The sequence below is a fragment of the Neptunomonas sp. ABH4_499 genome, from assembly GCF_056160565.1.
In genome coordinates, this window is record NZ_JBSWXK010000013.1 from 1 (window position 1) to 22,061 (window position 22,061).

General features: G+C 48.6%; 22 protein-coding genes. 5 read left to right on the forward strand and 17 right to left on the reverse strand.

What is annotated here, in order from left to right; all coding sequences use genetic code 11:
• Positions 1 to 170 precede the first annotated feature (170 nt).
• The 4 genes from ACXAF9_RS13625 to ACXAF9_RS13640 form a co-directional block, all read right to left on the reverse strand.
• On the reverse strand, positions 171 to 557 hold the full coding sequence (locus ACXAF9_RS13625; RefSeq protein ID WP_475075183.1) for a hypothetical protein: 387 nt from the start codon (positions 555 to 557) through the stop codon (positions 171 to 173).
• A 108-nt stretch (positions 558 to 665) separates the two neighbouring features.
• The gene (locus ACXAF9_RS13630; RefSeq protein WP_475075185.1) at positions 666 to 1,067 is read right to left on the reverse strand and encodes a hypothetical protein; all 402 of its coding nucleotides are present in this window, start codon (positions 1,065 to 1,067) and stop codon (positions 666 to 668) included.
• A gap of 115 nt (positions 1,068 to 1,182) precedes the next feature.
• Positions 1,183 to 1,437 (reverse strand): YdeI/OmpD-associated family protein, encoded by a 255-nt coding sequence (locus ACXAF9_RS13635; RefSeq protein WP_475075187.1) that lies wholly within the window; start codon positions 1,435 to 1,437, stop codon positions 1,183 to 1,185.
• A 28-nt stretch (positions 1,438 to 1,465) separates the two neighbouring features.
• Positions 1,466 to 2,470, reverse strand: coding sequence for a GxxExxY protein (locus ACXAF9_RS13640; RefSeq protein ID WP_475075189.1), 1,005 nt, complete (start codon positions 2,468 to 2,470; stop codon positions 1,466 to 1,468).
• 343 nt (positions 2,471 to 2,813) lie between these two features.
• On the opposite strand from ACXAF9_RS13640, the gene ACXAF9_RS13645 reads away from it, so the two are divergent.
• Positions 2,814 to 3,776, forward strand: a complete 963-nt coding sequence (locus tag ACXAF9_RS13645) for an integron integrase (RefSeq protein WP_475075191.1) — start codon at positions 2,814 to 2,816, stop codon at positions 3,774 to 3,776.
• Between the two features lie 65 nt (positions 3,777 to 3,841).
• On the opposite strand, the gene aroC is transcribed toward ACXAF9_RS13645, so the two are convergent.
• Together aroC and prmB are read right to left on the reverse strand one after the other, a co-directional pair.
• Positions 3,842 to 4,936 carry a chorismate synthase gene (gene aroC / locus ACXAF9_RS13650; RefSeq protein WP_475075194.1) on the reverse strand — a complete coding sequence of 365 codons (1,095 nt, stop codon included), beginning with the start codon at positions 4,934 to 4,936 and terminating at the stop codon, positions 3,842 to 3,844.
• Positions 4,937 to 5,001: 65 nt separating this feature from the next.
• Positions 5,002 to 5,919, reverse strand: coding sequence for a 50S ribosomal protein L3 N(5)-glutamine methyltransferase (gene prmB / locus ACXAF9_RS13655; RefSeq protein WP_475075196.1), 918 nt, complete (start codon positions 5,917 to 5,919; stop codon positions 5,002 to 5,004).
• A gap of 87 nt (positions 5,920 to 6,006) precedes the next feature.
• Between prmB and ACXAF9_RS13660 the strand changes: the two genes are divergently transcribed.
• On the forward strand, positions 6,007 to 6,597 hold the full coding sequence (locus ACXAF9_RS13660) for a Smr/MutS family protein (RefSeq protein WP_475075199.1): 591 nt from the start codon (positions 6,007 to 6,009) through the stop codon (positions 6,595 to 6,597).
• Positions 6,598 to 6,676: 79 nt separating this feature from the next.
• Positions 6,677 to 7,216 carry a GTP cyclohydrolase I FolE gene (gene folE, locus ACXAF9_RS13665; protein WP_475075201.1) on the forward strand — a complete coding sequence of 180 codons (540 nt, stop codon included), beginning with the start codon at positions 6,677 to 6,679 and terminating at the stop codon, positions 7,214 to 7,216.
• Between the two features lie 101 nt (positions 7,217 to 7,317).
• Here the strand turns inward: folE and ACXAF9_RS13670 are convergent, their stop codons facing one another.
• The 9 genes from ACXAF9_RS13670 to dinG all read right to left on the reverse strand — a co-directional run bounded on the left by ACXAF9_RS13670 (position 7,318) and on the right by dinG (position 19,926).
• Positions 7,318 to 9,312, reverse strand: coding sequence for a sensor histidine kinase (locus tag ACXAF9_RS13670; protein WP_475075203.1), 1,995 nt, complete (start codon positions 9,310 to 9,312; stop codon positions 7,318 to 7,320).
• A 29-nt stretch (positions 9,313 to 9,341) separates the two neighbouring features.
• Positions 9,342 to 11,594 (reverse strand): putative bifunctional diguanylate cyclase/phosphodiesterase, encoded by a 2,253-nt coding sequence (locus ACXAF9_RS13675; protein WP_475075206.1) that lies wholly within the window; start codon positions 11,592 to 11,594, stop codon positions 9,342 to 9,344.
• Positions 11,595 to 11,683: 89 nt separating this feature from the next.
• Positions 11,684 to 12,547 carry a patatin-like phospholipase family protein gene (locus ACXAF9_RS13680; RefSeq protein WP_475075208.1) on the reverse strand — a complete coding sequence of 288 codons (864 nt, stop codon included), beginning with the start codon at positions 12,545 to 12,547 and terminating at the stop codon, positions 11,684 to 11,686.
• 10 nt (positions 12,548 to 12,557) lie between these two features.
• Positions 12,558 to 13,403, reverse strand: a complete 846-nt coding sequence (locus ACXAF9_RS13685) for a DUF4892 domain-containing protein (protein WP_475075210.1) — start codon at positions 13,401 to 13,403, stop codon at positions 12,558 to 12,560.
• A gap of 83 nt (positions 13,404 to 13,486) precedes the next feature.
• Complete coding sequence (locus ACXAF9_RS13690) at positions 13,487 to 14,332, reverse strand: alpha/beta hydrolase (RefSeq protein WP_475075212.1); 846 nt, start codon at positions 14,330 to 14,332, stop codon at positions 13,487 to 13,489.
• Between the two features lie 31 nt (positions 14,333 to 14,363).
• The gene (sixA, locus tag ACXAF9_RS13695; protein WP_475075215.1) at positions 14,364 to 14,822 is read right to left on the reverse strand and encodes a phosphohistidine phosphatase SixA; all 459 of its coding nucleotides are present in this window, start codon (positions 14,820 to 14,822) and stop codon (positions 14,364 to 14,366) included.
• Entirely contained in the window at positions 14,822 to 15,853 is a 1,032-nt protein-coding gene (locus tag ACXAF9_RS13700) for an NAD(P)H-dependent glycerol-3-phosphate dehydrogenase (protein WP_475075217.1), read from the reverse strand. The genes sixA and ACXAF9_RS13700 overlap by 1 nt, the downstream gene beginning before the upstream one ends.
• 130 nt (positions 15,854 to 15,983) lie before the next feature.
• Complete coding sequence (gene rhlB / locus ACXAF9_RS13705; RefSeq protein WP_475075219.1) at positions 15,984 to 17,801, reverse strand: ATP-dependent RNA helicase RhlB; 1,818 nt, start codon at positions 17,799 to 17,801, stop codon at positions 15,984 to 15,986.
• A 7-nt stretch (positions 17,802 to 17,808) separates the two neighbouring features.
• On the reverse strand, positions 17,809 to 19,926 hold the full coding sequence (dinG, locus tag ACXAF9_RS13710) for an ATP-dependent DNA helicase DinG (protein ID WP_475075223.1): 2,118 nt from the start codon (positions 19,924 to 19,926) through the stop codon (positions 17,809 to 17,811).
• A gap of 140 nt (positions 19,927 to 20,066) precedes the next feature.
• Here dinG and lexA point away from each other — a divergent pair, with 140 nt between their 5' ends.
• Both lexA and ACXAF9_RS13720 read left to right on the forward strand, forming a co-directional pair.
• Entirely contained in the window at positions 20,067 to 20,693 is a 627-nt protein-coding gene (gene lexA / locus ACXAF9_RS13715) for a transcriptional repressor LexA (RefSeq protein ID WP_475075225.1), read from the forward strand.
• On the forward strand, positions 20,693 to 21,196 hold the full coding sequence (locus ACXAF9_RS13720) for a SulA-like leucine-rich domain-containing protein (RefSeq protein ID WP_475075227.1): 504 nt from the start codon (positions 20,693 to 20,695) through the stop codon (positions 21,194 to 21,196). Before lexA ends, ACXAF9_RS13720 begins: the two co-directional genes overlap by 1 nt.
• Before the next feature lie 27 nt (positions 21,197 to 21,223).
• On the opposite strand, the gene ACXAF9_RS13725 is transcribed toward ACXAF9_RS13720, so the two are convergent.
• Positions 21,224 to 21,490 carry a hypothetical protein gene (locus tag ACXAF9_RS13725; RefSeq protein ID WP_475075230.1) on the reverse strand — a complete coding sequence of 89 codons (267 nt, stop codon included), beginning with the start codon at positions 21,488 to 21,490 and terminating at the stop codon, positions 21,224 to 21,226.
• Between the two features lie 10 nt (positions 21,491 to 21,500).
• On the reverse strand, positions 21,501 to 22,022 hold the full coding sequence (locus ACXAF9_RS13730) for a DUF6586 family protein (RefSeq protein ID WP_475075232.1): 522 nt from the start codon (positions 22,020 to 22,022) through the stop codon (positions 21,501 to 21,503).
• Between the last annotated feature and the right edge of the window lie 39 nt (positions 22,023 to 22,061).

Consider the following 22,061-nt stretch of genomic DNA (forward strand, 5'->3'; position numbering starts at 1 on the left):
CCTGAAGGGCAAAAAAAGCGGGTTTTCCATATTCGAACCGCATTATAAACCACTATAAATCATACGGTTACGTTTTTTTCAGGGGCGACTATGTAGTTGATTGTTTTTGTGGCAGCGTAGCGACCGCCACCAAAACAAGCGACGGAATAGACGTCAATTTGACTGCCTTGTTAGCACTTGGATATATTGACCTGAACTACAGCCACATAAGCAACACGACCACCGCGCCACCATGTACCTTTAGTACCAATTTTAAGCCTATTGTAGTGATACTCTCTGCGCCCCGTATCTAGAATCCACATGTTGGCAAAACCTTTTTTCGGTATATTACCAGGCGTGGTGTCCCGAATAACCTGACCTTTACTATCGAGTATTTCAGGCCAAATCATATGTATACCTTCAACCTGGGGATTATCACCATCGTAGAGGAAATCCACCCTCATTCCTTGACCCGGTTTGGCATTCTGAATTTCCTCAGCCAAATCTATTTCATACTCAACTACGAAATCAGGTTGCCTTCCCGTCCGTTCTTCGTAAGGTATATGCTCTTCATTCATGTGTAGTGCTAACGCCCAGTTAAGCGGCGAAGCGCGAAGCGCTGCGTCCGGTGGCAACCGCAGGTTGACACGAACTTGAACCGCTTGTTAGGAATATAGCTCTGCAAGTTATTCAATATTGACGAAAGCTCCGTTTAGCTCAGTTTCACCTTTTTTACATGAAGGCTCTGCCTGACCCGAACTAACTACAACCTCACCTTCCTCCTCGTGGGAGCTGGTTGATACTAAAGTCATTCCTTCTCCAGCAGTGAACACGGCTTGCTCACCGGACAGCCAATCCCAATTTGGCTCCACCCCTATCGGAATTTGATTGATTTTCTGAAATTCTTGTAGCTCATGAATACTGGCAGGCCATCGCTCCAAGCCACAATAGAATAATGCCGAGAGCGAAATTGCCGCTGTATGCTGAGCCGGAATCTCCGAAAAGGGTAGCTCTCTGACTTCAGCAGCCGAAGCGCCTGTTACACAGATTGAAAATACAAGAACGATATTTCTAAATGATTTTTTCATATCTATTCCTAACGCCAAGCTTTGGGGCAGCCGGAACGCAGTGTAGGCTGTCCCAGCCGCGATAGCGGCGACAACAGCGCCTTGTTATGCGATTTTTGATACGTATGCACTGGCATTATTTTTTGGCTGAGGCAGGGTGTGCCATTTTCATATAGACACCACCTTGGTTAAGCTCGGCTAGCATCTGGTTTAGCCGTTTTTGTTTTGTGGCTTTTTGCTTTGCCTGGTTGATCCAGCCAATGTAATCATTTTGTTGGTAGGCAGGCCGGTCATGGTAATCTTTCATCAGCTCATTCTCCTCTAATGCCTCTTTCACAAATGGAGGCATTGGATGTCGATCTCGCTGTAATTTAGAAAAGTCTTTCGCCATTGTTCAATTCTTCATTGCGCATAACGCTTCAATCAGCCGCCGCGTTAGCGGTCGGCTGGATTGACTTGTTAAGTCTTTTCTTGGGATATATTTGAATTAAATTATAGGTAATCTCACCAATTACTTTAGATACCCTCGACATTTCCAACTCTTCATTCTTTATTAATGGAGGTATGTAGAGAACACCGTCTGTAACCCCTGACGCCGTGAGATAGTTTAACAACTGCTCAGTTCCACTACTAAGAATTCGCGAGACACCATGGCTCGGGTTCTTGATTTCAATGACCAGCTTTTCTTTATCTCTCTGTAGGAAAAAGTCCGCATAATAATTTCGACCATTTTGTTTCCTCGAAATTGAATATTCTGGAAATACATTTATATCTTCAGCGAGGTTATTAAGAAAAGCTGTTAAGGAGCCAATCAACTCGATCTCTGTGATCCTTGGAATTGTAGATCCTGATGTTTTATCAGGTACTTCTTTCGAAAATGAAAATAGAAGTTCAACAACCCGATCTATTAGAGGCTTGCTTTTTGCACTTTCATCTTTAGTAGGAGGTGAGGTCTTAAGTTCATTATCCTCTTTATCATAGGCTCGTTTTTGAGCCATTTGATCTAGCAGTATATTTATAAATGCAGATATATTAACTATTGCTAGGAAAGCCTCTTGCTCTGAGAAGTAGAGTTTATAATCGTGGGTAGACTTATTTCTCCACTCTGTTCGGTAGTTTGTAAATAACTGGAGAACTCGTTCTTTTAAAACGTCATTTTCTTCAAAGTATTTTTCAATCTTATGAGGCGTAATTCTATTTGGATTGCTTCCAGTAATTATTCTGTACGCTTCTTTTAGAGCGCCTTCGAAGGCTTGGTTGCTTCTATAGATAGCGTCATTGAATAGATAGTCATCTCCAGACTTACCATTTTCATAGTGTCTTTCCGCAATTTCAATATGGCTGACCACACTTGATACTCCTCTATCATCTTCGGATGTAGAAAAATATTCAGCCTTATCTTTTAGTAATTTCAATAAGTCCACGATACTCCCTCAGAGACTTAACAGTTTATTCATGTGCATGCGCGATATCATTCCTTACCCAAAAGTCAGAAAATAACATAACACTTTGATATTATTGGATTTAAAGAAAAAACAATAATCATAATGGGAACAAAAACGTGCATGCGCATATTCCTTCCATCACTGGCACGATATCTACCTTGTGCATAACTCTATCTTTTTGATTCTACAGACTAACCTAGGGTTGTCCAGTACAGAAATCGCGCATAGCTTAACGACAAATCGTGCCATAACTTGCCTGAACACAAAATATACTGTATAAAAACACAGTATTTAGTTGATTTCTATCCACAAGGAGCGTCGGATGAGTCAGAGCCCTTTCATTCAATCTATCCAACGGAACATGCGTCTCAATGGCTATAGCCTAAGAACAGAAAAGACTTATCTGATCTGGATTCGTCGCTTTATTCGGTTCCACAATTTAAAGCACCCTTCCGAGATGGGGCCAAGCGAGGTTACACAATTTTTGACTTACCTCGCCTCGGAGGCTGGTGTCTCAATCAACACCCAAAAAACAGCCTTAAACGCCCTATCATTTCTTTATAACAAATACCTTAATCAACCTCTGGGGGAGCTGCCCTTTCGAAATGCGACTAAACCTCGCCATTTACCCTCGGTACTTACACCGTCCGAAGTATCACTAATTTTGAAAGCCTTATCTGGACGAGACCTACTCATCTTCTCGCTTCTATATGGCAGTGGTTTACGTATTTCTGAATGTCTCCGCTTGCGCATAAAGGACATTGACTTAGATAGACATATCTTAACGATTCGCGATGGTAAGGGCGGTAAGGATCGGACGACGATATTAAGCGCATCATTAGACGGATTACTTAAGGAGCAAATCCATCGGGCTATAGCAATACAACGCGCTGATAATCAGCAAGGTTTTGGCCCATCCTTACCTTATCAATTAACCAAGAAGTACCCACAAGCGATAAAGCAGTCCAATTGGATGTTTTTGTTCCCTTCAACCAGCATCTGCCCTCACCCTGTAACAGGTGAACTGTGTCGTCATCATTTACACGACTCTGTTCCTCGAAAGATTTTAAAGCGCACTCTTAAAAGCGTTGGTTTAGAAGACAGATTTGTTTCTTGTCATACTTTCCGACACTCCTTTGCCACGCATTTACTAGCTAGTGGCCGTGATATACGCACTGTACAAGAGTTGCTAGGCCATAGTGATTTAAAAACCACGCAGATCTATACCCATGTTTTGGGTACGCATTTCAGTGGTACTGTAAGCCCATTGGAATTGATGCAGTAAAATTAAACACAAAAAAACCACCAACGCCTCTCAACGATGGTGGTTTCTGTTTTCACAAAGCTAGCTTATCCTTTAATCACCGGTGTATCGCACACGACATCGGCGTTTTGTGCACGGTGTCTTAGGAAGTGATCCATCAGGACAATCGCCATCATTGCTTCGGCAATCGGTGTGGCGCGGATGCCGACGCATGGGTCGTGGCGGCCTTTGGTGACGACTTCGATGGGTTCGCCTTTGGCGTTGATGCTGCGGCCAGGTAAGCGCAGGCTCGATGTCGGTTTCAGCGCGATGCTGGCTGTAATCGCCTGTCCTGTGGAGATCCCCCCTAAGATACCACCAGCGTGGTTAGAGCAGAAACCTTCTGGAGTCATCTCGTCACGGTGCGTGGTGCCTTTTTGCTCGACAACCGCAAAGCCATCGCCAATCTCGATGCCTTTTACCGCGTTAATGCTCATCAGTGCGTGGGCAAGTTCGGCATCTAAGCGATCAAAAATCGGCTCGCCTAAACCGACCGGTACACCTTCGGCGACCACGGTGATCTTTGCGCCAATGGAGTCGCCCTCTTTGCGCAGCGCATCCATGTAGCTTTCCATTTCGGGAACGATAGCCGCATCTGGCGAGAAAAACGGGTTCTGGTTGACTTGATCCCAATCAAAGTTGTTGTCGTCCACTTTCAGTGGGCCTAATTGGGATAGGTATCCGCGAACCGTAATGCCTTTGCTCGCTAAGAATTTTTTAGCGATACCACCTGCCGCTACACGCATGGCGGTTTCGCGTGCGGATGAGCGGCCGCCGCCTCGATAATCGCGAAAACCGTATTTATGGGTATAAACGTAATCCGCATGTGCAGGACGGAAGGTATCCGCAATGTTGGAGTAATCTTTAGAACGCTGATCGGTGTTTTGGATTAATAAACCAATCGAGGTCCCTGTGGTTTTACCCTCAAACACACCGGATAAGATTTGCACCTCGTCCGCTTCGCGACGCTGAGTCGTGTGGCGCGATGTGCCCGGTTTACGGCGGTCTAAATCCGCTTGCAGATCGGCTTCGGTCAGTTCAATCCCCGGAGGGCAGCCATCAATGATACAACCCAGTGCCGGGCCATGGCTTTCGCCAAAGGTGGTAATGGTGAAGAGTTTTCCGTAGCTGTTACCGGACATCGTGTAAGGCTCTCTTATTCACTGCGTTTTAAAGGCGCAAATTATACTGTGTTTCGCAGGCGTTGTCAGAATCGATCCCGATGGGGCATCAAGTCCTCTTTGGTGATGGCAAACACGCCATTACCGCCGTTGGGTAAGTCCACCCAAATCAGCGGTACGTCGGGGTATTGCTCCATTAAGTGGACTTCGCTGTTACCCACTTCGACCACCAGCAAGCCGCCGTCGTTTAGATGATCACACGCTTCGCGAAGGATGCGTTTGGTGATGTCTAACCCATCCACGCCGGAGGTCAACGCAAGCTCAGGCTCGTGTTGATACTCATCAGGCATGGAATCGAAGTCTTCCTGATCTACATACGGTGGGTTCGAGACGATCAGATCATAGGTTTGCCCAGGCAAAGCGTTAAAGACATCACTTTCAATCGGGAAGACCCGCTCGGTTATCTCGTGCTCGGCGATGTTCTCCTCGGTCACTTGCAGGGCATCGGTGGAGATATCGACTAAATCGACCTCCGCCTCTTCAAAGGCGTAAGCGCAAGCAATCCCGATGCAACCGCTACCGGTGCACAAGTCCAGTACACGTGTGACAGGGCCTGGGCGCAAAAAAGGTGAAAATTCGGTTTCAATCAGCTGCGCAATCGGCGAGCGCGGGATTAACACGCGCTCATCGACTTTAAAGGGCATCCCCATAAACCACGCCTCACCGGTAATGTAAGGCAAAGGACGGCGCTCGATCACACGCTCGTGAACAAAATCCAACACGCGCTCTTTTTCGCTGATCAAAAGTTTGGCATCTAACACCGCAGGGTCACTGTCCCATGGAAGGTGCACGGCACTTAACACCAATTGGGAGGCTTCATCCCACGTAGAAACATGGCCGTGTCCCAAATACACACGATGCTCGTTCATGTAGGAACAGGTAAAACGGATAAAATCGCGCAGCGTGTGCAGTTGATCGGTGATGTGTGCTTGATCTTGGCTCATAGGGTTCGGGATAATAGTTAAAAACTGTACAGGGCCACACAGTTTAATGAGTTTCCCCTGCTTTCGCCACGATTAGAGACCGACGCAATGCCAAAACCAACGCCACCGAATGCACCTGAACTCGATTCTGATCAGGATCTGTCGTTTACCGATATGATGCAGGATGTGGTGCGTATAAAAAGCGATAAGGTCGAGCGCAAAAACCCAACCCGTCGGGAGCTACTACGCAAAGGCATTGGTTTGGATTACCACCGCGAGCAAGCCAGCAAAGAGGAAGAGCGCATCATTGATGGCCTCTCCAGCGAGGCGGTCGATATCGTCGATTCCGAAGAAGAGCTATTATTTGCCAGCCAAGGCGTGCAAATGAGTACCCTTAAACGCCTGAAAAAAGGCCATATCCACTGGGAGGCCGGCATCGATCTGCATGGTATGACTGTCGATACCGCCCGCGATGAGTTCAGTCAATTTATGCGCGATGCTACCCGCCAAAGTTTGCGCTGTGTGTTGGTGATCCACGGTAAGTCCTACTCAGGTTCTGGACGTGAGCCTGTCTTAAAATCCTACGTGAACGATTGGCTTAAGCAGCTACCCTATGTGATCGCTTTTGTATCGGCCCAACCTCAGGAAGGCGGCACCGGCGCGCTGTACGTGCTTTTAAAACAAAACAGAGCAAAATAGTCTGTTATTCTCTTTACGATACTGTCATGTTCACGTAACTTAAGGCCCCTTTTACAACCAGTTGAGGTATTCCCCAGTGATGGAAAAAGCGTACGCCACGATCATCGAGCAACTTGGCGAGGACTTAACCCGCGAAGGGTTGGTTGATACGCCAGCACGCGCTGCAAAAGCGATGAAGTATCTGACCAAAGGGTACGATCAATCACTGGAGGAAGTCGTCAACGGTGCTCTATTCCCATCGGATAACAGCGAAATGGTCTTGGTAAAAGACATCGAGCTGTACTCCCTGTGCGAACACCACTTGCTGCCTTTCATTGGCAAAGCACACGTAGCGTACATTCCCGATGGCAAAGTTGTTGGCCTATCCAAGATTGCTCGCATCGTGGATATGTTTGCGCGTCGTTTGCAAATCCAAGAGAACATGACCAAAGAGATCGCCGAAGCGATTGAATCGGTAACCGGTGCAAAAGGCGTGGGCGTTGTGATCGAAGCCAAGCACATGTGCATGATGATGCGCGGTGTTGAAAAGCAAAACGGTTCGATGAAAACCTCGATGATGTTGGGTTCATTCCGAACCAACCCAGAAACCCGCGCTGAGTTTTTAGCCCTGCTTAAATAAACTTTTTGCTGAACACATCCGTGTTTAACAAGAACAAAAAGCCCGATCTGCAATGATCGGGCTTTTTCGTAGGTGTGGGTATTAATGCTTTGCAGGCAGGATTAATGTGATCGACTCACAGCGTGATCCATATCTTCGTCGTCTTCATCTTCTGAATCGAGGCCTTTTCCTTTTAGGATCGATTTCGAAGGGTGCTCAACATTAACATGAGCATCTGGGACTTGCTCCCCATCAAAAGGCAATACACAAGGCAGATAAGCACTGAACCGCGCACCATGAGCAGCAACACCTTCGTGGGTATCGGTGACTTCTATCCGCCCACCTAACACCTGAGTAACTAAATGATACACAATGTTTAACCCAAGCCCTGTGCCACCTTGGTTTTTAAGCGTGGTGTAGAAAGGATCAAAAATATAAGGCTTTTGCTCTTCCGAGATGCCTAACCCATCATCTTCCACTTGAATCAGTACCTCGCCATCACCCACCAACGCGGTGGTTAAACGGATCTCGCCGCTGTTGCCATCTTTGTAGGCGTGCAGCATCGCATTTTGCACAAGGTTCTGAACCACTTGCCCTACAGGCCCTGGGTAGCTGATCATAGTGATCTCCTCTTGGAGCTCTATTTTCAGCTGATGCGGAGTATTTTTGAGCAGGTTTTTCATCAAAGCCAATACGTCATGTACTTCACGCACTAGGCTAAACTCACGCTGATCCATGCTCGCGCGGTCAGCGGCCACCTGTTTAAACTGCTTCACAAGCGTTGCGGCTCGCTCAAGCCCACGCTCACAGATTTTAAAGCCATCTAACTGATAATTTAAAAACAACTGCCATTCTTGCTCATTGGCAGGCGGGTTGCGCTGCCCTTTTTGATGTTCCAGAACACGGTCGTGCATCGCCCTTACACACAACATCGACGAACCTAACGGGGTGTTTAACTCATGTGCGATACCCGCAACCATTAACCCTAAAGAGGAGAGTTTTTCTTTTTGCACCAACTCATCTTGGGCCAGTTGTAAATTGCTATACGCATCCTGAATTTTCCGATTTTGATCGATCAGTAATCGTCGGCTCTGCTGCAGTGAAATACGACTCTTAGCTAACAGGTAAGCAAAGAAAGTAACTAAGATTAAAATAACCGAACCAATCGGACCGTACTTTTTAGCAGCGACCCAAAACAGGGATGGTAAATCGTTTTTATGGGCCAATAAATACCAATTAATGGATTCAACGACGGCAGGGTCTGTTTCAAAATCAATCTTGTGGATCAACCAAAGCCCGTTATCGTTAATAAAATGATCATCAATCGATGTCATCTGGCTCATACGTTGCCACTCATTGGGGAATTCAGCATTAAACCGCAAGGTTTTATTGTCGAACATAAAGCCCCACGTTTTATCCGGGTCTCGGCTTTCAAGCCAATAGCTGTCCTGGTTGATCAGCTCTAGGGATTCCGTCAATCTCAAATGGCCTAGCATGGCGCTGCCATCTAAATTAAGCACCACTGTACCGATGCGCTCCCGCCCAACATAGACCGGCGCAACCGCCCGAATCGTAGGGCGATATGGCACCTCAATCAGACCTTTTTCAACATTAAGGTCCATCGGCGTAAGGTAGATCTCATGCGTTCTTAGTTTTTGCCCCTGCTCTACGTAAAACCGATTACCTTTATTTTGCAGATCTTGATTGATGGTAATGCCATCCACATTTCGATCGATACGGATCTCTTCAATCCCTTTTGTATTGATCAAGCGAATCTGAAAATACTGGGTATGGGCCACGCCAAAGCTGAAATAGAGATCCTCTAAGCGCTTGGTGCGTGTGTCGGGTGTGTTACCTGATTTAATGTATTCCGCCACCGTCATATCACGGATATAACGGATATGGTCGATCAACTTTTGCAGTGATTGATGTAAAAAGTTACTTTGAACATACACATCACCAGCAAGCTTTTTCTCGACTTCCAATAAATTCTGCTGATAAGACTGATTGATTAATAGCAATGTCCCTAACGGGATGATCAACCACCACGGCAGCACATACAGAGCCAAGGTAGCGTATCGTTTTCGCTTTCTTTTTTGTTCTTTGTTTGCGCTCATTTACTACCGTCCGCCACCGAAAGGAGCGGTCAAGATTCACTTTTTTGAAAGCGCTTTGACCACTCGAAAAATTCATCTAAAGGCATTGCTTTTGCGTAGTACCAGCCTTGTGCATACTGACAGCCATGGGCTTTCAGCCACTCGATCTGGGATGCGGTCTCAACACCTTCTGCAACGACGGTCATACCGACACGGCGTGCCAGCTCAATGATCACCTGAGCCATGGCTCGGCTTTGTTGACTGGTTTCCAAATCTCGCACAAACATACGATCTATCTTTAAATGATCGGCGGGCAGTTCAAAAAGATAAGCTAAAGAGGAAAGCCCCGTTCCAAAATCATCGATCGAGACTAAGCCCCCAACTTCACGAAACTGTGACAAAACCGTCTTCGCTTTCGAGAAGGACTTCATAACCGAGGTTTCAGTGACCTCCAAAGCCACGCGGCGCATGTCTACCTTGGAGGCTTGCATCACCTCGATCAGTGTTTCAACGGCATTTGCGGATTCAAGCTGTCGCGCCGATAAGTTGATGGACACCACAAAGTGATCCAACTTAAGCGCTTTAAGCTGACAAAGCGCCTGCACCACACGGTGTGTCACACGTTCACCGATACCATGTATATGGGAGGACTCTTCCGCCAGCGGTATAAACTCATCGGGCGGAATATAGCCTTCATCAGTTGGCCAGCGAATCAACGCCTCAGCGCCATAAATCTCGCCCGTATCCAGCAACATCACCGGCTGAAAATGAACTTCCAGCTGGTCATGACTGATGGCGTTTTCTAATGCGCTTAAGGTCTCGTAGCGCTTAACCGCAAGACTCTCAACCTCGGGGGAGTAATCAAAAACACTGTTTGGCCCCATCGTTTTTGCACAACGCAATGCCGCTAACCCAGCACGTACAAGATCCGCTGGCGAATAGCTGCTGTTTGACAGCGAAATCTCGGTAAAGCAGGCACCCAAATGGTGGAAGCTTTGGTCAATCTCGAAGTTCTCTTTAAATAATGCGCGTACTTTGCCAACGCTGACATCATCGTTTGAGCCAACAATAGCAAAGACATCCGACTGCAAACGCGCGACCATGTTGTAAGGACTAAAGTTCTTTAATAACCGCTTCGCTACCGCTTCAAGCACTTGATTGCCAAAGCCAGAGCCAAATAAATTATTCAAAACGGAAAAGCCATCTAGGTCTAATAGCACCAACTGGCTATGACGGGCGTTACCGAGCTTTCGATAAAGCCCAATTTCACGCAGCAGTGCGCTGCGGTTGGGGATGTGCAAAAGCTCATCTTCATACGCGACTTTATCCAGCTTACTGACCAACGCCACATTACCAAAGCCTTTCGAGGCATTGGCCGCAAACACCTGTAGCAAGCCTTTTTCGGTATCGCTCAGTTGACGCTTGGTTTCTACATAAACCGCAAATTCGGCCAGGGATGCTGACTCTGGAAAATACAGAACTTGAAACTCATCCGAGCTGATATTGCGTCTCTGTTCAATGGACTGCAACACGGTCTCTTTAATCGGCTCAATCGGTAATTCATAAACAGTTTTGTTAACGAAGCCCGATAAACGCCCACATGCGCCAATGATTATTGGTCCTCGAGATTGGCCGTTTGCAGCGATGCTTAAATTTTTGGTTTGTTTAACACACACCAAGCCCTCATTGGGGACATGGATCAGTTTTGCGATCTCTTCAAGGGTTGCGATAGCAATGTCTTGCAGCTTTCGCATCCCCTGCAAGCGACTGCTGGACTCGATGATCAACTGCAAACCCTTTCGCGCAACCGCAAGGGTCATCAAATTGTGATAATTGCGAATGGCACCGGTTAAAATATTGACAAGGCCACGGTGCATTAGGTCTGATTTGAGACAGTAATCGGAAAGGTCATATTCCTGCATCACACGGTCGATTGGCGCACGACCTGGCTGACCTGTAAGCAAAATGAATCGTGTTTCAGTAACGCCCAGTATGTCCCGAACCGCATTAATCAAGCGAAGCCCGGCATCCTCGGTTTCCATAACCACATCGACCAACACGACGGCAAAATCGTTTCGTTGTGCCAAAAGAGTCGATGCTTCTGCAAATGAGCCTACGCGCTCCAAATGGATGGGTTTGCCAAGAACTTCGGCATCCATCAAAGCGAATTGAATGGAGTCTTGAAAATCCGAGTCATCATCGACCGACAGTACGCGCCAGTGTGTAAACTCTTCCGTGGCGAGCCAATTGCCAGCGTCGCTATCATTCTTTTCAGAATTTTCCCATGGCTTGAATTGATTCATGACAGTCCTTATCACCCAAATTGTTCACCTACTGTTAAGAATAGATGATAGTCAGGAAATTCACCTAATCAAGTCAGACTTTTGTTGGTTTAGCGACGCTCTAGAGCACTTAGCGCGTCATTAGCACACGCAAAACCCCGATCGATCACTTCGCTGGCACGATGGAAGTCGTGAAAGCGACAGGTATCTGCGGGGACCGAGATCAACACATCCGGCGGGTAACCCGCTATCTTGTACTGGGACAAAGCGCCCTGCATCACCTCGACCGCCCCCATCACCAAGTCTATATTGCCATCAAATTTTGGCTTAACCGGTTCCGGTTCTTGGCAGTTTTGATCATCCAACGCGTAATCGGACATCGGGTGATCCAACCAACAGGAGGGCTGGGGCACCTCAAACTGCGGGACTTGTCGTTGCGCGTTAAGATCAACAGCAATGATCAGATCAGAATGCGCAGCCACTACCGGAATAATTGGGAGTGGGTTCAGCACACCACCATCCACAAGGATACGATTGCGCTCGATCACAGGTGTAAATACGCCTGGTACGGCAATGGAGGCGCGAATGGCAGATTGCAAAGAACCACGCTGAAACCAAACCTCTTTTTGATGCACAAGGTCGGTTGCAACGGCTGTGAAGGGTATAGACAGATCCTCTATATTGGGGTCACCAATGAGATCTTTTAGGCGGCCAAAGAGCTTATCCCCTCGGATGGCGCCCATTTTAAAGGTGATGTCCAAAAGCGCAATGACATTAAACCGCGACAGTGTTTTGACCCATTGGGTGTAATCATCCAAGCGCCCTGCGGCGTACACGCCACCGATCAAGGCGCCCATAGAGCTGCCCGCGATGCAATCCACCTGATAACCGCGCGCTTCGAGCGCCTTAATGACACCGATGTGAGCGTACCCACGTGCACCACCGCTACCGAGCACCAGTGAAACCGTCGTCATACATCACCTCCTAGGGGCGCTGTACCACCATCACGATCACAGAAACATGATCTTTCAGTACCGAAGGGGCGTACGCCCCAAGGCTTTGCACTTGTACAGAAGGCAGAGCCGATAAAGACTCTTTGAGTTGATTAGCCAGTGCTGAAGCTTGTTTTACCGCGCCATCAAAGCTCACACCTTGATGGTGCACCACAAGCGTGGGACTCAACCCTTTGGCACTTAATTGCTCGATCACCGAGGATAAAACGGAGGGATCAGGCAGCTCATCGACCGCTATTACCGCATAACCTTCGGTCAGTGCTTCGGCCGAGAGACGCGCGGCAGGGTCGGTTTCAACTACATCTAAGTGTGCGTAAACCCGTCTATTGCCCCGCTCTACGATATAAAGCGACAAGGTTTGACCCGGCAATTGCGCATTCACAACGTATTGGGAATCGACCAAGCCATAGAGTTTAGATTCGTTATAGATCTCGTTAGCCCATACACTGCTGCTGCCACAGCTTCGACCATTGCATTCGAAACGAACCGTGGCATCACGTGAGGAAATTTGATCTTTAAAAGCGCGATAGACATCGCGGGTACGAGTGCTTTGGGGCATCTCATACGTGAGACGCACCAACTCGCCGGTGAGGGTTTCAGAGCGTTCAGGGCGCTCGATACCATTAACGGTTTCGATGCCACCCAATGCCAAGGTGTAACGCTCTTGCGGTTGCTCTTTGAAGCGCACAATCCAAGAACCCGCGTAGCGCTCAAGCACTTCCGGGTCTTTTGCGCCGCGCACATCCGTTTGTGCCAAGGCTGTAGTGACTGAACACGCGAGAAGACCCGCGAGTACGATCTTTCTTGTTATCTTCATTCGAATCCCGTTTTGCCGTTATTCAATGAGCCATACACTCAGTATAGACCGATCATATAGGGATCACGAACGAAAACAATACTTTAGCTTTTTGCTAACACACCAAGGATATGCGTAGCGATCTTTTCAGCAGGCTCTGGCTCCATGTGCAAATGGTGGTTGCCAGATAAGCGCATCACGTCTAAATCCGTGACCTGATCCATCCGATTCTGCCAGTCTGAAGCATCAATACCGTCGTGCCCTAAATACACGTTTACGGGGCATTTGATGGATCGGAGCATCGCCAGCACTTGCTTCTCGGTCATGCGATTAATAGAAGGAAGCATTAAGCGGTGATCGCTGCACCAAGTATAACCACCCTCGACTTTACCAATACCACGCTCAATCAACCATTCAGCGGCTTGGCGCCCTACTGGCCAGCGACTGCTCATGCGTACCTCGATGGCGGTTTCGACATCCGGATAAGGGCGAAGCGTACGGCGCTGCAATCGTTTTTGCTTAATGATCGCATCGGCCATCAATTTGGGAAGGTCGTTCTCTGGGTAGGTTAACGGCGCTAACCCTTCGATTAAAAAGAGCTGCTCAACACGTTCCGGAAACAACGCCGCAAAGAGACTCGCCACCGATGCTCCCATGGAGTGACCAATGATGCTGACCTTGCCATACCCGTGAAGGTCTAACAGGTTAAGAAGGTCACTGACGTTTTCCCAGATGTAATAGGTATCACCCGGCGGCCTATGATCCGAATGGCCATGCCCAGCCAAGTCGAGCGCCACAAAATGGTATTGATCAAAATGCGTGCGCAATTGATGGAATGAGTTGGCGTTATCCAGCCATCCATGAAGCGCAATCAGGGTTTTAGGGGCTCCTTGCCCGGATTCTACCGCCTTAAGAGTGATGTGATCTAATGCATAGGTCACTTCATGCATGACAAGAGCTACCCAAAAATGAAAACAGAAATTACGGTTGGATTATACCCGAAGCCGAACCCGGCCAGAGCATATCAATTGTGTTTAGTTGGCCTGGGTCGTAAGGAAACGGATTGAAAATATGGCCGTTTACAAAGTGACTGGTCAACAAGCCGATCAACGGCTGATGAGTGATCACCAAAAGGGACTTATTATCCTCTTTTGGCCAGTTTTCCTCTAATGCTGTTACCGCATCGGGAATACTACTGTCAGGGGTAATGCGCGCATCGGTGATGATCTCGACTGACTGAGACAAACACTCTTGCATCAATTTGGCGGTCTGCTGAGTACGCGTGAATGGGCTTGCAACAATGCGTACCACGCTTTCAAGCGGCTTTTGATAGGTCGCCGCTTGCTGAAGAACAAACGCGACGCCACGGTCGGTTAACGTTCGAGACTCGTCGGTAAGCGCAGCCCACCCAGCCTCTCCGTGGCGCATCAAAAACAGCATTATTGCCCCTCGCGCGGCAGAACAAATTCAACGTCGGTGCTTTGTTCGTTGGTCATCATGGTTTTGGCGACCTCTTGAACGTGTGCGCCGTTAAAGACCACTTCGTACAGGCCCGACACCAACGGCATGTAAATGCCCATCTCGTCGGCCTTCTCTTTAATGATGCGAATCGTGTTCACACCTTCAGCGACCTCACCTAAAGCTTCGACGGCTTCTTCTAAGTTCTGCCCTTTGCCTAAGGCATGACCGACGCGGTAGTTACGACTGAGCGGTGACATACAGGTCACGATCAAATCGCCAACACCTGCCAACCCTAAAAAAGTCATTGGGTTAGCTCCCATACTGACCGCAAAACGGCTCATCTCAGCCAAGCTTCGGGTTAACAACATGCTTTTGGTGTTTTCACCCATGCCGAGCGCCGCACTTAAACCGGCCGCAATGGCATAGATGTTTTTCAACGTGCCGCCAAGTTCCACACCGTACATATCGGAGCTTGCATACACTCGGAAATAACTTTGATGAAGCGCCGACTGAACATCCGCTCTAAGCTGCTCATCGTCGCTGGCAATCACCGTGGCCGTTAAATGATGTTGTGCAACCTCTTTAGCCAGATTAGGGCCAGATAGCACACCCACTCGCGCCCCCGGAAGTTCCTCTTTGAGGATTTGACTCATCAGGCTGAAAGTCGCACCTTCAATCCCTTTTGTCGTGCTGATAACGCCATGCTCTGGCGTAACCAGCGTTTTAATCTGCTGCACCACGCTTCGAAAGCTTGGGCTTGGAATCGCAACAAAAATCAGTTCGGCACCTTGAATGGCTGATTCGATGTCGTTCGTCGCGATTAAAGATTCGGAAAGGGTATAACCAGGTAGGTAGCGAAGGTTTTCATGCTGCTCGTTGATCTCGCGTGCACGATCCTGATCGCGCATCCATTGACTGACTTGGATGCCCTTCTCGGCCATGATGTTTGCAATGACGGTACCGAAACTGCCCCCGCCTAAGACAGCGACTTTACGTGGCTGCTGTGTCATAACGAATGAAACCTTCTGTTAGCGATCATTTAAACACGGGCTCTTAACACGATAACCCATGCCACAATCCCACCCAGCGCACTGCTGCTATTTGAGCACGCTGGGTGTTTGAAAAGCCAAAGCCTGTTAATTAAGGCTTTGGTTCTTCACGCTCTTTGATGGATTCATCATTGTCTTGTTCCGCTAAAGCGCTCTCTTCTTGTGAAGAATCATCCGCTTTTTCAGAAGAAGACCCGGCTGCTGATGCGTCACTGGGTGCCTCTGGCTCTGACGATGTGGCATCAAACATATCTTCGGTCACAGGTGTTGCTGACTGAGATGTAGTATCTGTCACAGGCTTTGCGGTTTCTTCAGCGGCAGGCTCTGTAACCGATTCAGCTGACTCAGTGCTCTCAATAGTATCGTCAGCTTTTTCAGCCTCAACCACCACAGGTTTCGTCTCGGGTGCTTGTTCATCAGCCACTTCCGTCGCTTCAGTAGCCTGTGCTGCTTCGACCGCTTGCTTTTCGGTTTCTGATTCAGCGTCATCTGCAACCGTTGAGGCTTCAGGTGCTGCTTCTACTTCTGGCTCTGCACTTTGCGCGTTTTCACTGGCCGCTGCTTCAACTTCAGCAACTTGAGCGATATCTTGCAACAACTCTTCACTTGGGTGGATACACTCAAGCTTAACACCGGTTTCTTGCTCGATTTCCGGAATCAAGAAGGAGTCATTTTCACACGCGAAGCAGATGGAAGTACCGGTGGCACCTGCACGACCGGTTCGACCAATACGGTGAACGTAATCATCGGCATCTTCGGGTAATTGATAGTTTACAACGTGTGTAACGCCATCAATGTGAATACCACGGCCAGCCACATCGGTTGCGACCAATACGCTGATCTTACCGCTTCGGAAATCTTCCAATGTGCGGTTACGTTTGTTCTGTGGAATTTCGCCCGACATCAACGCCGCTTTAAAGCCATCTTTACGCAGTTTCTCGGCCAATGAACGGGTTTCGCCACGACGGTTACAGAACACGATGACACGTTCAATCTCATTCACACGAATGTAGTTACGCAGCAACTTGTACTTCTCTTGGCTGGACACCAAGAAGACTTTTTGCGAAACGTTGTCGGTCGTTTGACGTTCGGATTCGATCTCGATCTGAACCGGATCAACCGTCCACTGACGCGCAAGGTTCATAATCTCGTCGGTAAAGGTTGCACTGTACAAAAGCGTCTGACGGTCCTGACCTTTACGCGGTGTTTGACGAATGATGGTACGCACATCTGGGATAAAGCCCATGCTGAGCATACGGTCCGCTTCATCCAGTACCAGTACTTCAACGTTGTGCAGATCCACCTCTTTGGAGCGAACAAAGTCGATCAAACGGCCCGGCGTTGCCACCAAAATATCCGTTGTACCCGATGCGATCTGCTTACGCTGTTTGTCGTAATCCATACCGCCAACGAGGGTAACCACGTTCAAATCGGTGTACTTACACAAGGCTTTCGCATCTTCCGCGATCTGCTGAGCAAGCTCTCGCGTTGGTGCAATGATAAGTGCACGAGGCTCGCCTTTACGAAGGTCCGTCTCAAGGGAGTAATCCACCAAATCGGTGATCAAACCCACCAAGAAAGCAGCGGTTTTACCGGTACCGGTTTGTGCTTTACCAATGATGTCTTTACCCGCTAACGCAGGCACGATCGTTTCGGCCTGAATCGGGGTGCAGTATTCGAAGCCCAAATCTTGAATGCCGTGAAGGACAACATCGGGCAGATCAAAATCCAGAAAGCGTTTCTTACCTTCGGCCTTGGCTACAACGTATTGTGCAGGTGTCCAGCGATTGTCTTTTTTCGGCTTACGATTACGCGAAGAAGTACGACGCTTATCATTACGTGGCTTCTTTGGCTGATCGTTCTGCTCAGCGGACTTCTGAACTTCGTTTGACGTGGTTTCCAATGTCATTCTCGCTCTACTCGATGTCTCTTCTAAATGGAGGCAGCGCATCCAAAAGTTGTCGGCCGTAACGTCGGGTCACGACGCGACGGTCCAATAAAATGACCTCTCCGGCATCTTGTTCGCTACGCAATAAACGCCCAACAGCCTGAGTCAGTCGAATGGAAGCCTCGGGGACGGTCCATTCCATAAAGGCGTTCCCGCCTTTGGCTTCTATCCATTCCGCCATGGTCGCATCCACCGGATCATCCGGGACGCCAAATGGCAGTTTGGTGATGATGACTTGTTTTAAGTAATCACCGGGTAAATCCACACCTTCTGCAAATGAGGCTAAGCCCCAGATGATGCTGGCTTTACCTTGATCGATTCGCTCTTTGTGCTTTTTGATGATCTCATTTTTGGTTAAATCACCTTGCACCAGCAATCGGTCGGACAGTGTACCACTCAATTGATCTTTAATTGATAACATCTGCCGCCAAGAGCTGAATAATACCAGTGTTGCCGTCGCTTTACCGAGTGCCTGCTTCAAAAAAGTCGCTACTTCATCCGAATGCTCATCCGGTTTACCAGGGTCCGAGTGCATTTTTGGCACTTTTAGGACACCACAACGGGCATAATCGAACGGACTTGGCAGTTGTTCTGACACCGTTTCAAGGGGCAATCCAAGATCACCCTTAATGCGATCAAAACGACCGAGCGCCGTTAAGGTTGCCGAGGTCAGCACCACACCAAAGGCGGGCTTCCACAAGTGTTCTTCCAAGGTATCCGCAGCCGAAACAGGGCTGCTGCGACATTCATAATCAAGCCCGTCGGAGGACTCAACCAAGTTGATCCATCGCGCAGTTGGTGCAACACCAGGCACATCGGCCTTGGCGTAACTTCGGGCCAACCAATAAATGGACTGCGCACGCGACCACGCCTGACCCATCTTAGGGTACCAACGCTCGGCCACTTCACGTTTGATTTCAGGAATCCCGCCATCCAGCGCTTCTTTTAAGAGATCAACAATCTGCTCGGCCTTAAGACTCCATCGCTCCGCCGCTTGGGCAAGGCCTTTGCAGGGCTCCATTAAAGACTCAGGCAACACCCCCTGCGGGAATCGAAAACGATCCTTTTGGATATCCTCTGGGGAGATCATCGCCGACAACTGTAAGTTTAAAAGCTCTAACTGCTGATGCATCTCGCTTGCCGCCGGAGCGATTTTTTCAATGTACTGCATCATGACTGGCTGACTATCACAGTCATCGATGAGGTGATCAAGCTGGCGAGTGATCGTCTTTAACCAACGATCGGTACTTTTTACACGCAGGTTGTAAGCGAAGTGCCCTGTGGTTTTGGCCGATAAGTGGTGTGCCTCATCAAACACGTACACCGATTGAACTGGGTCCGGCAAAATAGCACCGCCCCCAAGCGATAAGTCGGCCAAGACAAGGTCATGGTTTGCAACCACCACATCGGCTTTATCCAGCGAATCACGCGACTTAAAAAAAGGACACACATTAAAGTGCATGCAACGACGATTGGTGCAGCGGGTGTGATCACTGGTCAGTGGCTGCCAAAGGTCCTCATCCAGCTCATCTTTTAAGCTATCACGGTCGCCATCCCACTGACCCGAGGCAAATTGATCCAACAATTCGGAATAGAGCTGCACCGATGCTGGGTCCATCTTATGCTCATATTCATCTTCATAAAGGGCCATTTGTCCTAATTGACCTTGGCCTTCTAAGATCTTTTCAGCGTGCTGAATGCAGAAGTAACGACCACGGCCTTTGGCCAACATATAGGTGACCGGCGTTTCCATTAAGCGCGAAGCTTCAGGGAGGTCTTTATGCAGAAGCTGCTCCTGAAGAGCAACCGTTGCTGTCGAGATGACCAGCGTTTTACCTTGGCTTTTGGCGATCGGAATCGCGCCAATCAGATACGCCATGGTTTTACCGGTGCCTGTGCCCGCTTCGATCAAACAGATGTGATCCTGCCCTTTTCGCTCACCTTTTTCGTTCACCTCGATATTACCGAGGGTTCGGGCGATTTGAGCGATCATCATCTTTTGCCCATATCGCGGCTTTAAATCATGCAGACTTAAGAACTGTCGATAGGCTTCTTGGATCGATTTTTTTAACGCGTCGCTGAGCACAAAGTGGCCTCTTAGTTGTTCGGGCGGGGATCATACCAAGATACTGGATATTTAAACAGAAAATCTCTTTACAGCGCGACGCTCCTGTATATAATCACATGTACTGTATATAAAAACAGTCACCTTACAGGGGTAAGCGTATGAAACTGACACAGCGTCAAACGGAAGTTCTCGCCTGCGTTCGAGATCACATTCTTGAAACCGGCTATCCGCCCACCCGTGCAGATATTGCGCGTACCTTGGGTTTTAAATCGGCCAATGCAGCTGAAGAGCACCTTAAAGCTTTGGCCCGCAAAGGTGCGATCGAAATGATCCCCGGCACCTCGCGCGGCATTCGCATTCCCGATTTGGAAGAAGCGAAAAACGAAGCAGAACCCGAAGGTTTACCTTTGATTGGCCGCGTGGCTGCAGGTAACCCTGTGCTGGCTCAGGAACACATCGAAGAGCACTGCACGATTTCAGCCAACTTCTTTCATCCGCCTGCCAACTATCTTTTGCGTGTCCACGGCACCAGCATGAAGAACATCGGCATCATGGATGGTGACCTTCTGGCCGTTCACCAAACCAGCGAAGCGCGTAATGGACAGATCATCGTTGCCCGCATCGGCGAGGAAGTCACGGTAAAACGCTTCCAAAAAACCGGTCACAAAGTTGAGCTGATTGCCGAGAACGAGGAGTTCGCGCCGATTGTGGTTGATCTTCGACACGACGAGTTCACCATCGAAGGTCTAGGTGTTGGCGTTATCCGTCAAGGGAGTGAACCCTAATGCAGATGGTCTTTCCTGAGTTTTTACCCCATACGGCGACATCCGAACAGCCTGCTGGCCTAGAAACTTTAGGTAGGATTCGCCCTGCAACACCACGAACACACGCCGCAATCGCGGTAAAACCCAAACAGAATCATAGCGGTGGTCATGTGACTGAGATTGTTAGCCACAGTTTAGCCCTGGAAGAGCTTGATCTCCTCCTGCCTGTGCTGGCAAAACTCAGTCATACTAACCGTTGGCTCACTTGGATTGATCCACCTAAAACATTGCCTAAAGCCCTTCTGCTTGAAGCGGGTATCGATTTGAATAAGGTGATGATTCTGCGTTCTGATGAGCATTTCAGTACCGAGCGTTTGGCCAATATGGCCCTTAAAATCGGCAACTGCAATGTGGTGATCAATTGGGATGGCGAGCTGAGCAATCAAAGTTACGATGCGCTCGTTAATGCGGCTCAACGCGGTGGGAGTGATGCGATGTTGATTCGTTGCCGTGCCGCCCACTGACAGTGCGGCCGCGGCAAGCACCTTCGGTCAGTGAATAACCGATGGGCGAATCGTTTCGATATCGATCTCTTGCTCTACCTGCTCGCCTTCAAGCGGCATCTCACCACTTAGGTCCGACAGCATGTGTGCTCCGGCTACTAACATCATTCGGGCGAGCTCTTCGGTTTTTTCTAACAGATTATCACTGACCTCTTCCGACACTGTTAATGTCATCAAGGCCTCTTCATCGCCTGACCGGCGCATAACATATTCGCCAGATGGCAAACGTACGATTTCTAACACTACTTCGTCCATCGTTTACACATTACCACTCTTGGAACGACGAACGCTGCGCTTCCAGCAAACGTCGTATCTCGTTTAACCAACCTTTCAGCTCGATCAGCAAGTCTTTATCTTGCTTATGATCTGGGTTGATTTGCACCACGTGTATCTCTGAAACACTCATCGACTTTGGCTCAACAACCCCATCGGCTGCACGCCAACAAGCCTGATAAGCGGACATCAAACGATTCAACCAACTGCCCCGAATCGAGAGTAGCTGGCGAATCTCTTGAACCTCTGGCGACTCTTGCACAGAGGCCTCAACCATCTGTTCTAAGTCATCGAAGGCCTTAACAGCCGCCGGATTAAAGCGATACTTTTCGGCAATCTCTTTGTAGTAGGCATCCAGTGCCGATGCCATTAAAAACAGAATGCTTTCGTGTAACGCCTCAATCTTGGCGTGTTTATCCCAGCCATTTTCGTCGTGCGCATCTTCAAGCATATCTAACTGAATTCGCGCAAAGTTAACCTTCTGGTTAGTTCGCACTAAATATACTTGGCTCATCGCGCCCTCCGCCTGACTGTGCCAATGGGTGTAAGCGAG

Bases quoted from the DNA above. Each gene is read 5' to 3' on its own strand.
- ACXAF9_RS13625 (WP_475075183.1), bottom strand. From the start codon at position 557: ATGAATGAAGAGCATATACCTTACGAAGAACGGACGGGAAGGCAACCT.
- ACXAF9_RS13630 (WP_475075185.1), bottom strand. From the start codon at position 1,067: ATGAAAAAATCATTTAGAAATATCGTTCTTGTATTTTCAATCTGTGTA.
- ACXAF9_RS13635 (WP_475075187.1), bottom strand. From the start codon at position 1,437: ATGGCGAAAGACTTTTCTAAATTACAGCGAGATCGACATCCAATGCCT.
- ACXAF9_RS13645 (WP_475075191.1), top strand. From the start codon at position 2,814: ATGAGTCAGAGCCCTTTCATTCAATCTATCCAACGGAACATGCGTCTC.
- aroC (WP_475075194.1), bottom strand. From the start codon at position 4,936: ATGTCCGGTAACAGCTACGGAAAACTCTTCACCATTACCACCTTTGGC.
- prmB (WP_475075196.1), bottom strand. From the start codon at position 5,919: ATGAGCCAAGATCAAGCACACATCACCGATCAACTGCACACGCTGCGC.
- ACXAF9_RS13660 (WP_475075199.1), top strand. From the start codon at position 6,007: ATGCCAAAACCAACGCCACCGAATGCACCTGAACTCGATTCTGATCAG.
- folE (WP_475075201.1), top strand. From the start codon at position 6,677: ATGGAAAAAGCGTACGCCACGATCATCGAGCAACTTGGCGAGGACTTA.
- ACXAF9_RS13670 (WP_475075203.1), bottom strand. From the start codon at position 9,312: ATGAGCGCAAACAAAGAACAAAAAAGAAAGCGAAAACGATACGCTACC.
- ACXAF9_RS13675 (WP_475075206.1), bottom strand. From the start codon at position 11,594: ATGAATCAATTCAAGCCATGGGAAAATTCTGAAAAGAATGATAGCGAC.
- ACXAF9_RS13680 (WP_475075208.1), bottom strand. From the start codon at position 12,547: ATGACGACGGTTTCACTGGTGCTCGGTAGCGGTGGTGCACGTGGGTAC.
- ACXAF9_RS13685 (WP_475075210.1), bottom strand. From the start codon at position 13,403: ATGAAGATAACAAGAAAGATCGTACTCGCGGGTCTTCTCGCGTGTTCA.
- ACXAF9_RS13690 (WP_475075212.1), bottom strand. From the start codon at position 14,332: ATGCATGAAGTGACCTATGCATTAGATCACATCACTCTTAAGGCGGTA.
- sixA (WP_475075215.1), bottom strand. From the start codon at position 14,822: ATGCTGTTTTTGATGCGCCACGGAGAGGCTGGGTGGGCTGCGCTTACC.
- ACXAF9_RS13700 (WP_475075217.1), bottom strand. From the start codon at position 15,853: ATGACACAGCAGCCACGTAAAGTCGCTGTCTTAGGCGGGGGCAGTTTC.
- rhlB (WP_475075219.1), bottom strand. From the start codon at position 17,801: ATGACATTGGAAACCACGTCAAACGAAGTTCAGAAGTCCGCTGAGCAG.
- lexA (WP_475075225.1), top strand. From the start codon at position 20,067: ATGAAACTGACACAGCGTCAAACGGAAGTTCTCGCCTGCGTTCGAGAT.
- ACXAF9_RS13720 (WP_475075227.1), top strand. From the start codon at position 20,693: ATGCAGATGGTCTTTCCTGAGTTTTTACCCCATACGGCGACATCCGAA.
- ACXAF9_RS13725 (WP_475075230.1), bottom strand. From the start codon at position 21,490: ATGGACGAAGTAGTGTTAGAAATCGTACGTTTGCCATCTGGCGAATAT.
- ACXAF9_RS13730 (WP_475075232.1), bottom strand. From the start codon at position 22,022: ATGAGCCAAGTATATTTAGTGCGAACTAACCAGAAGGTTAACTTTGCG.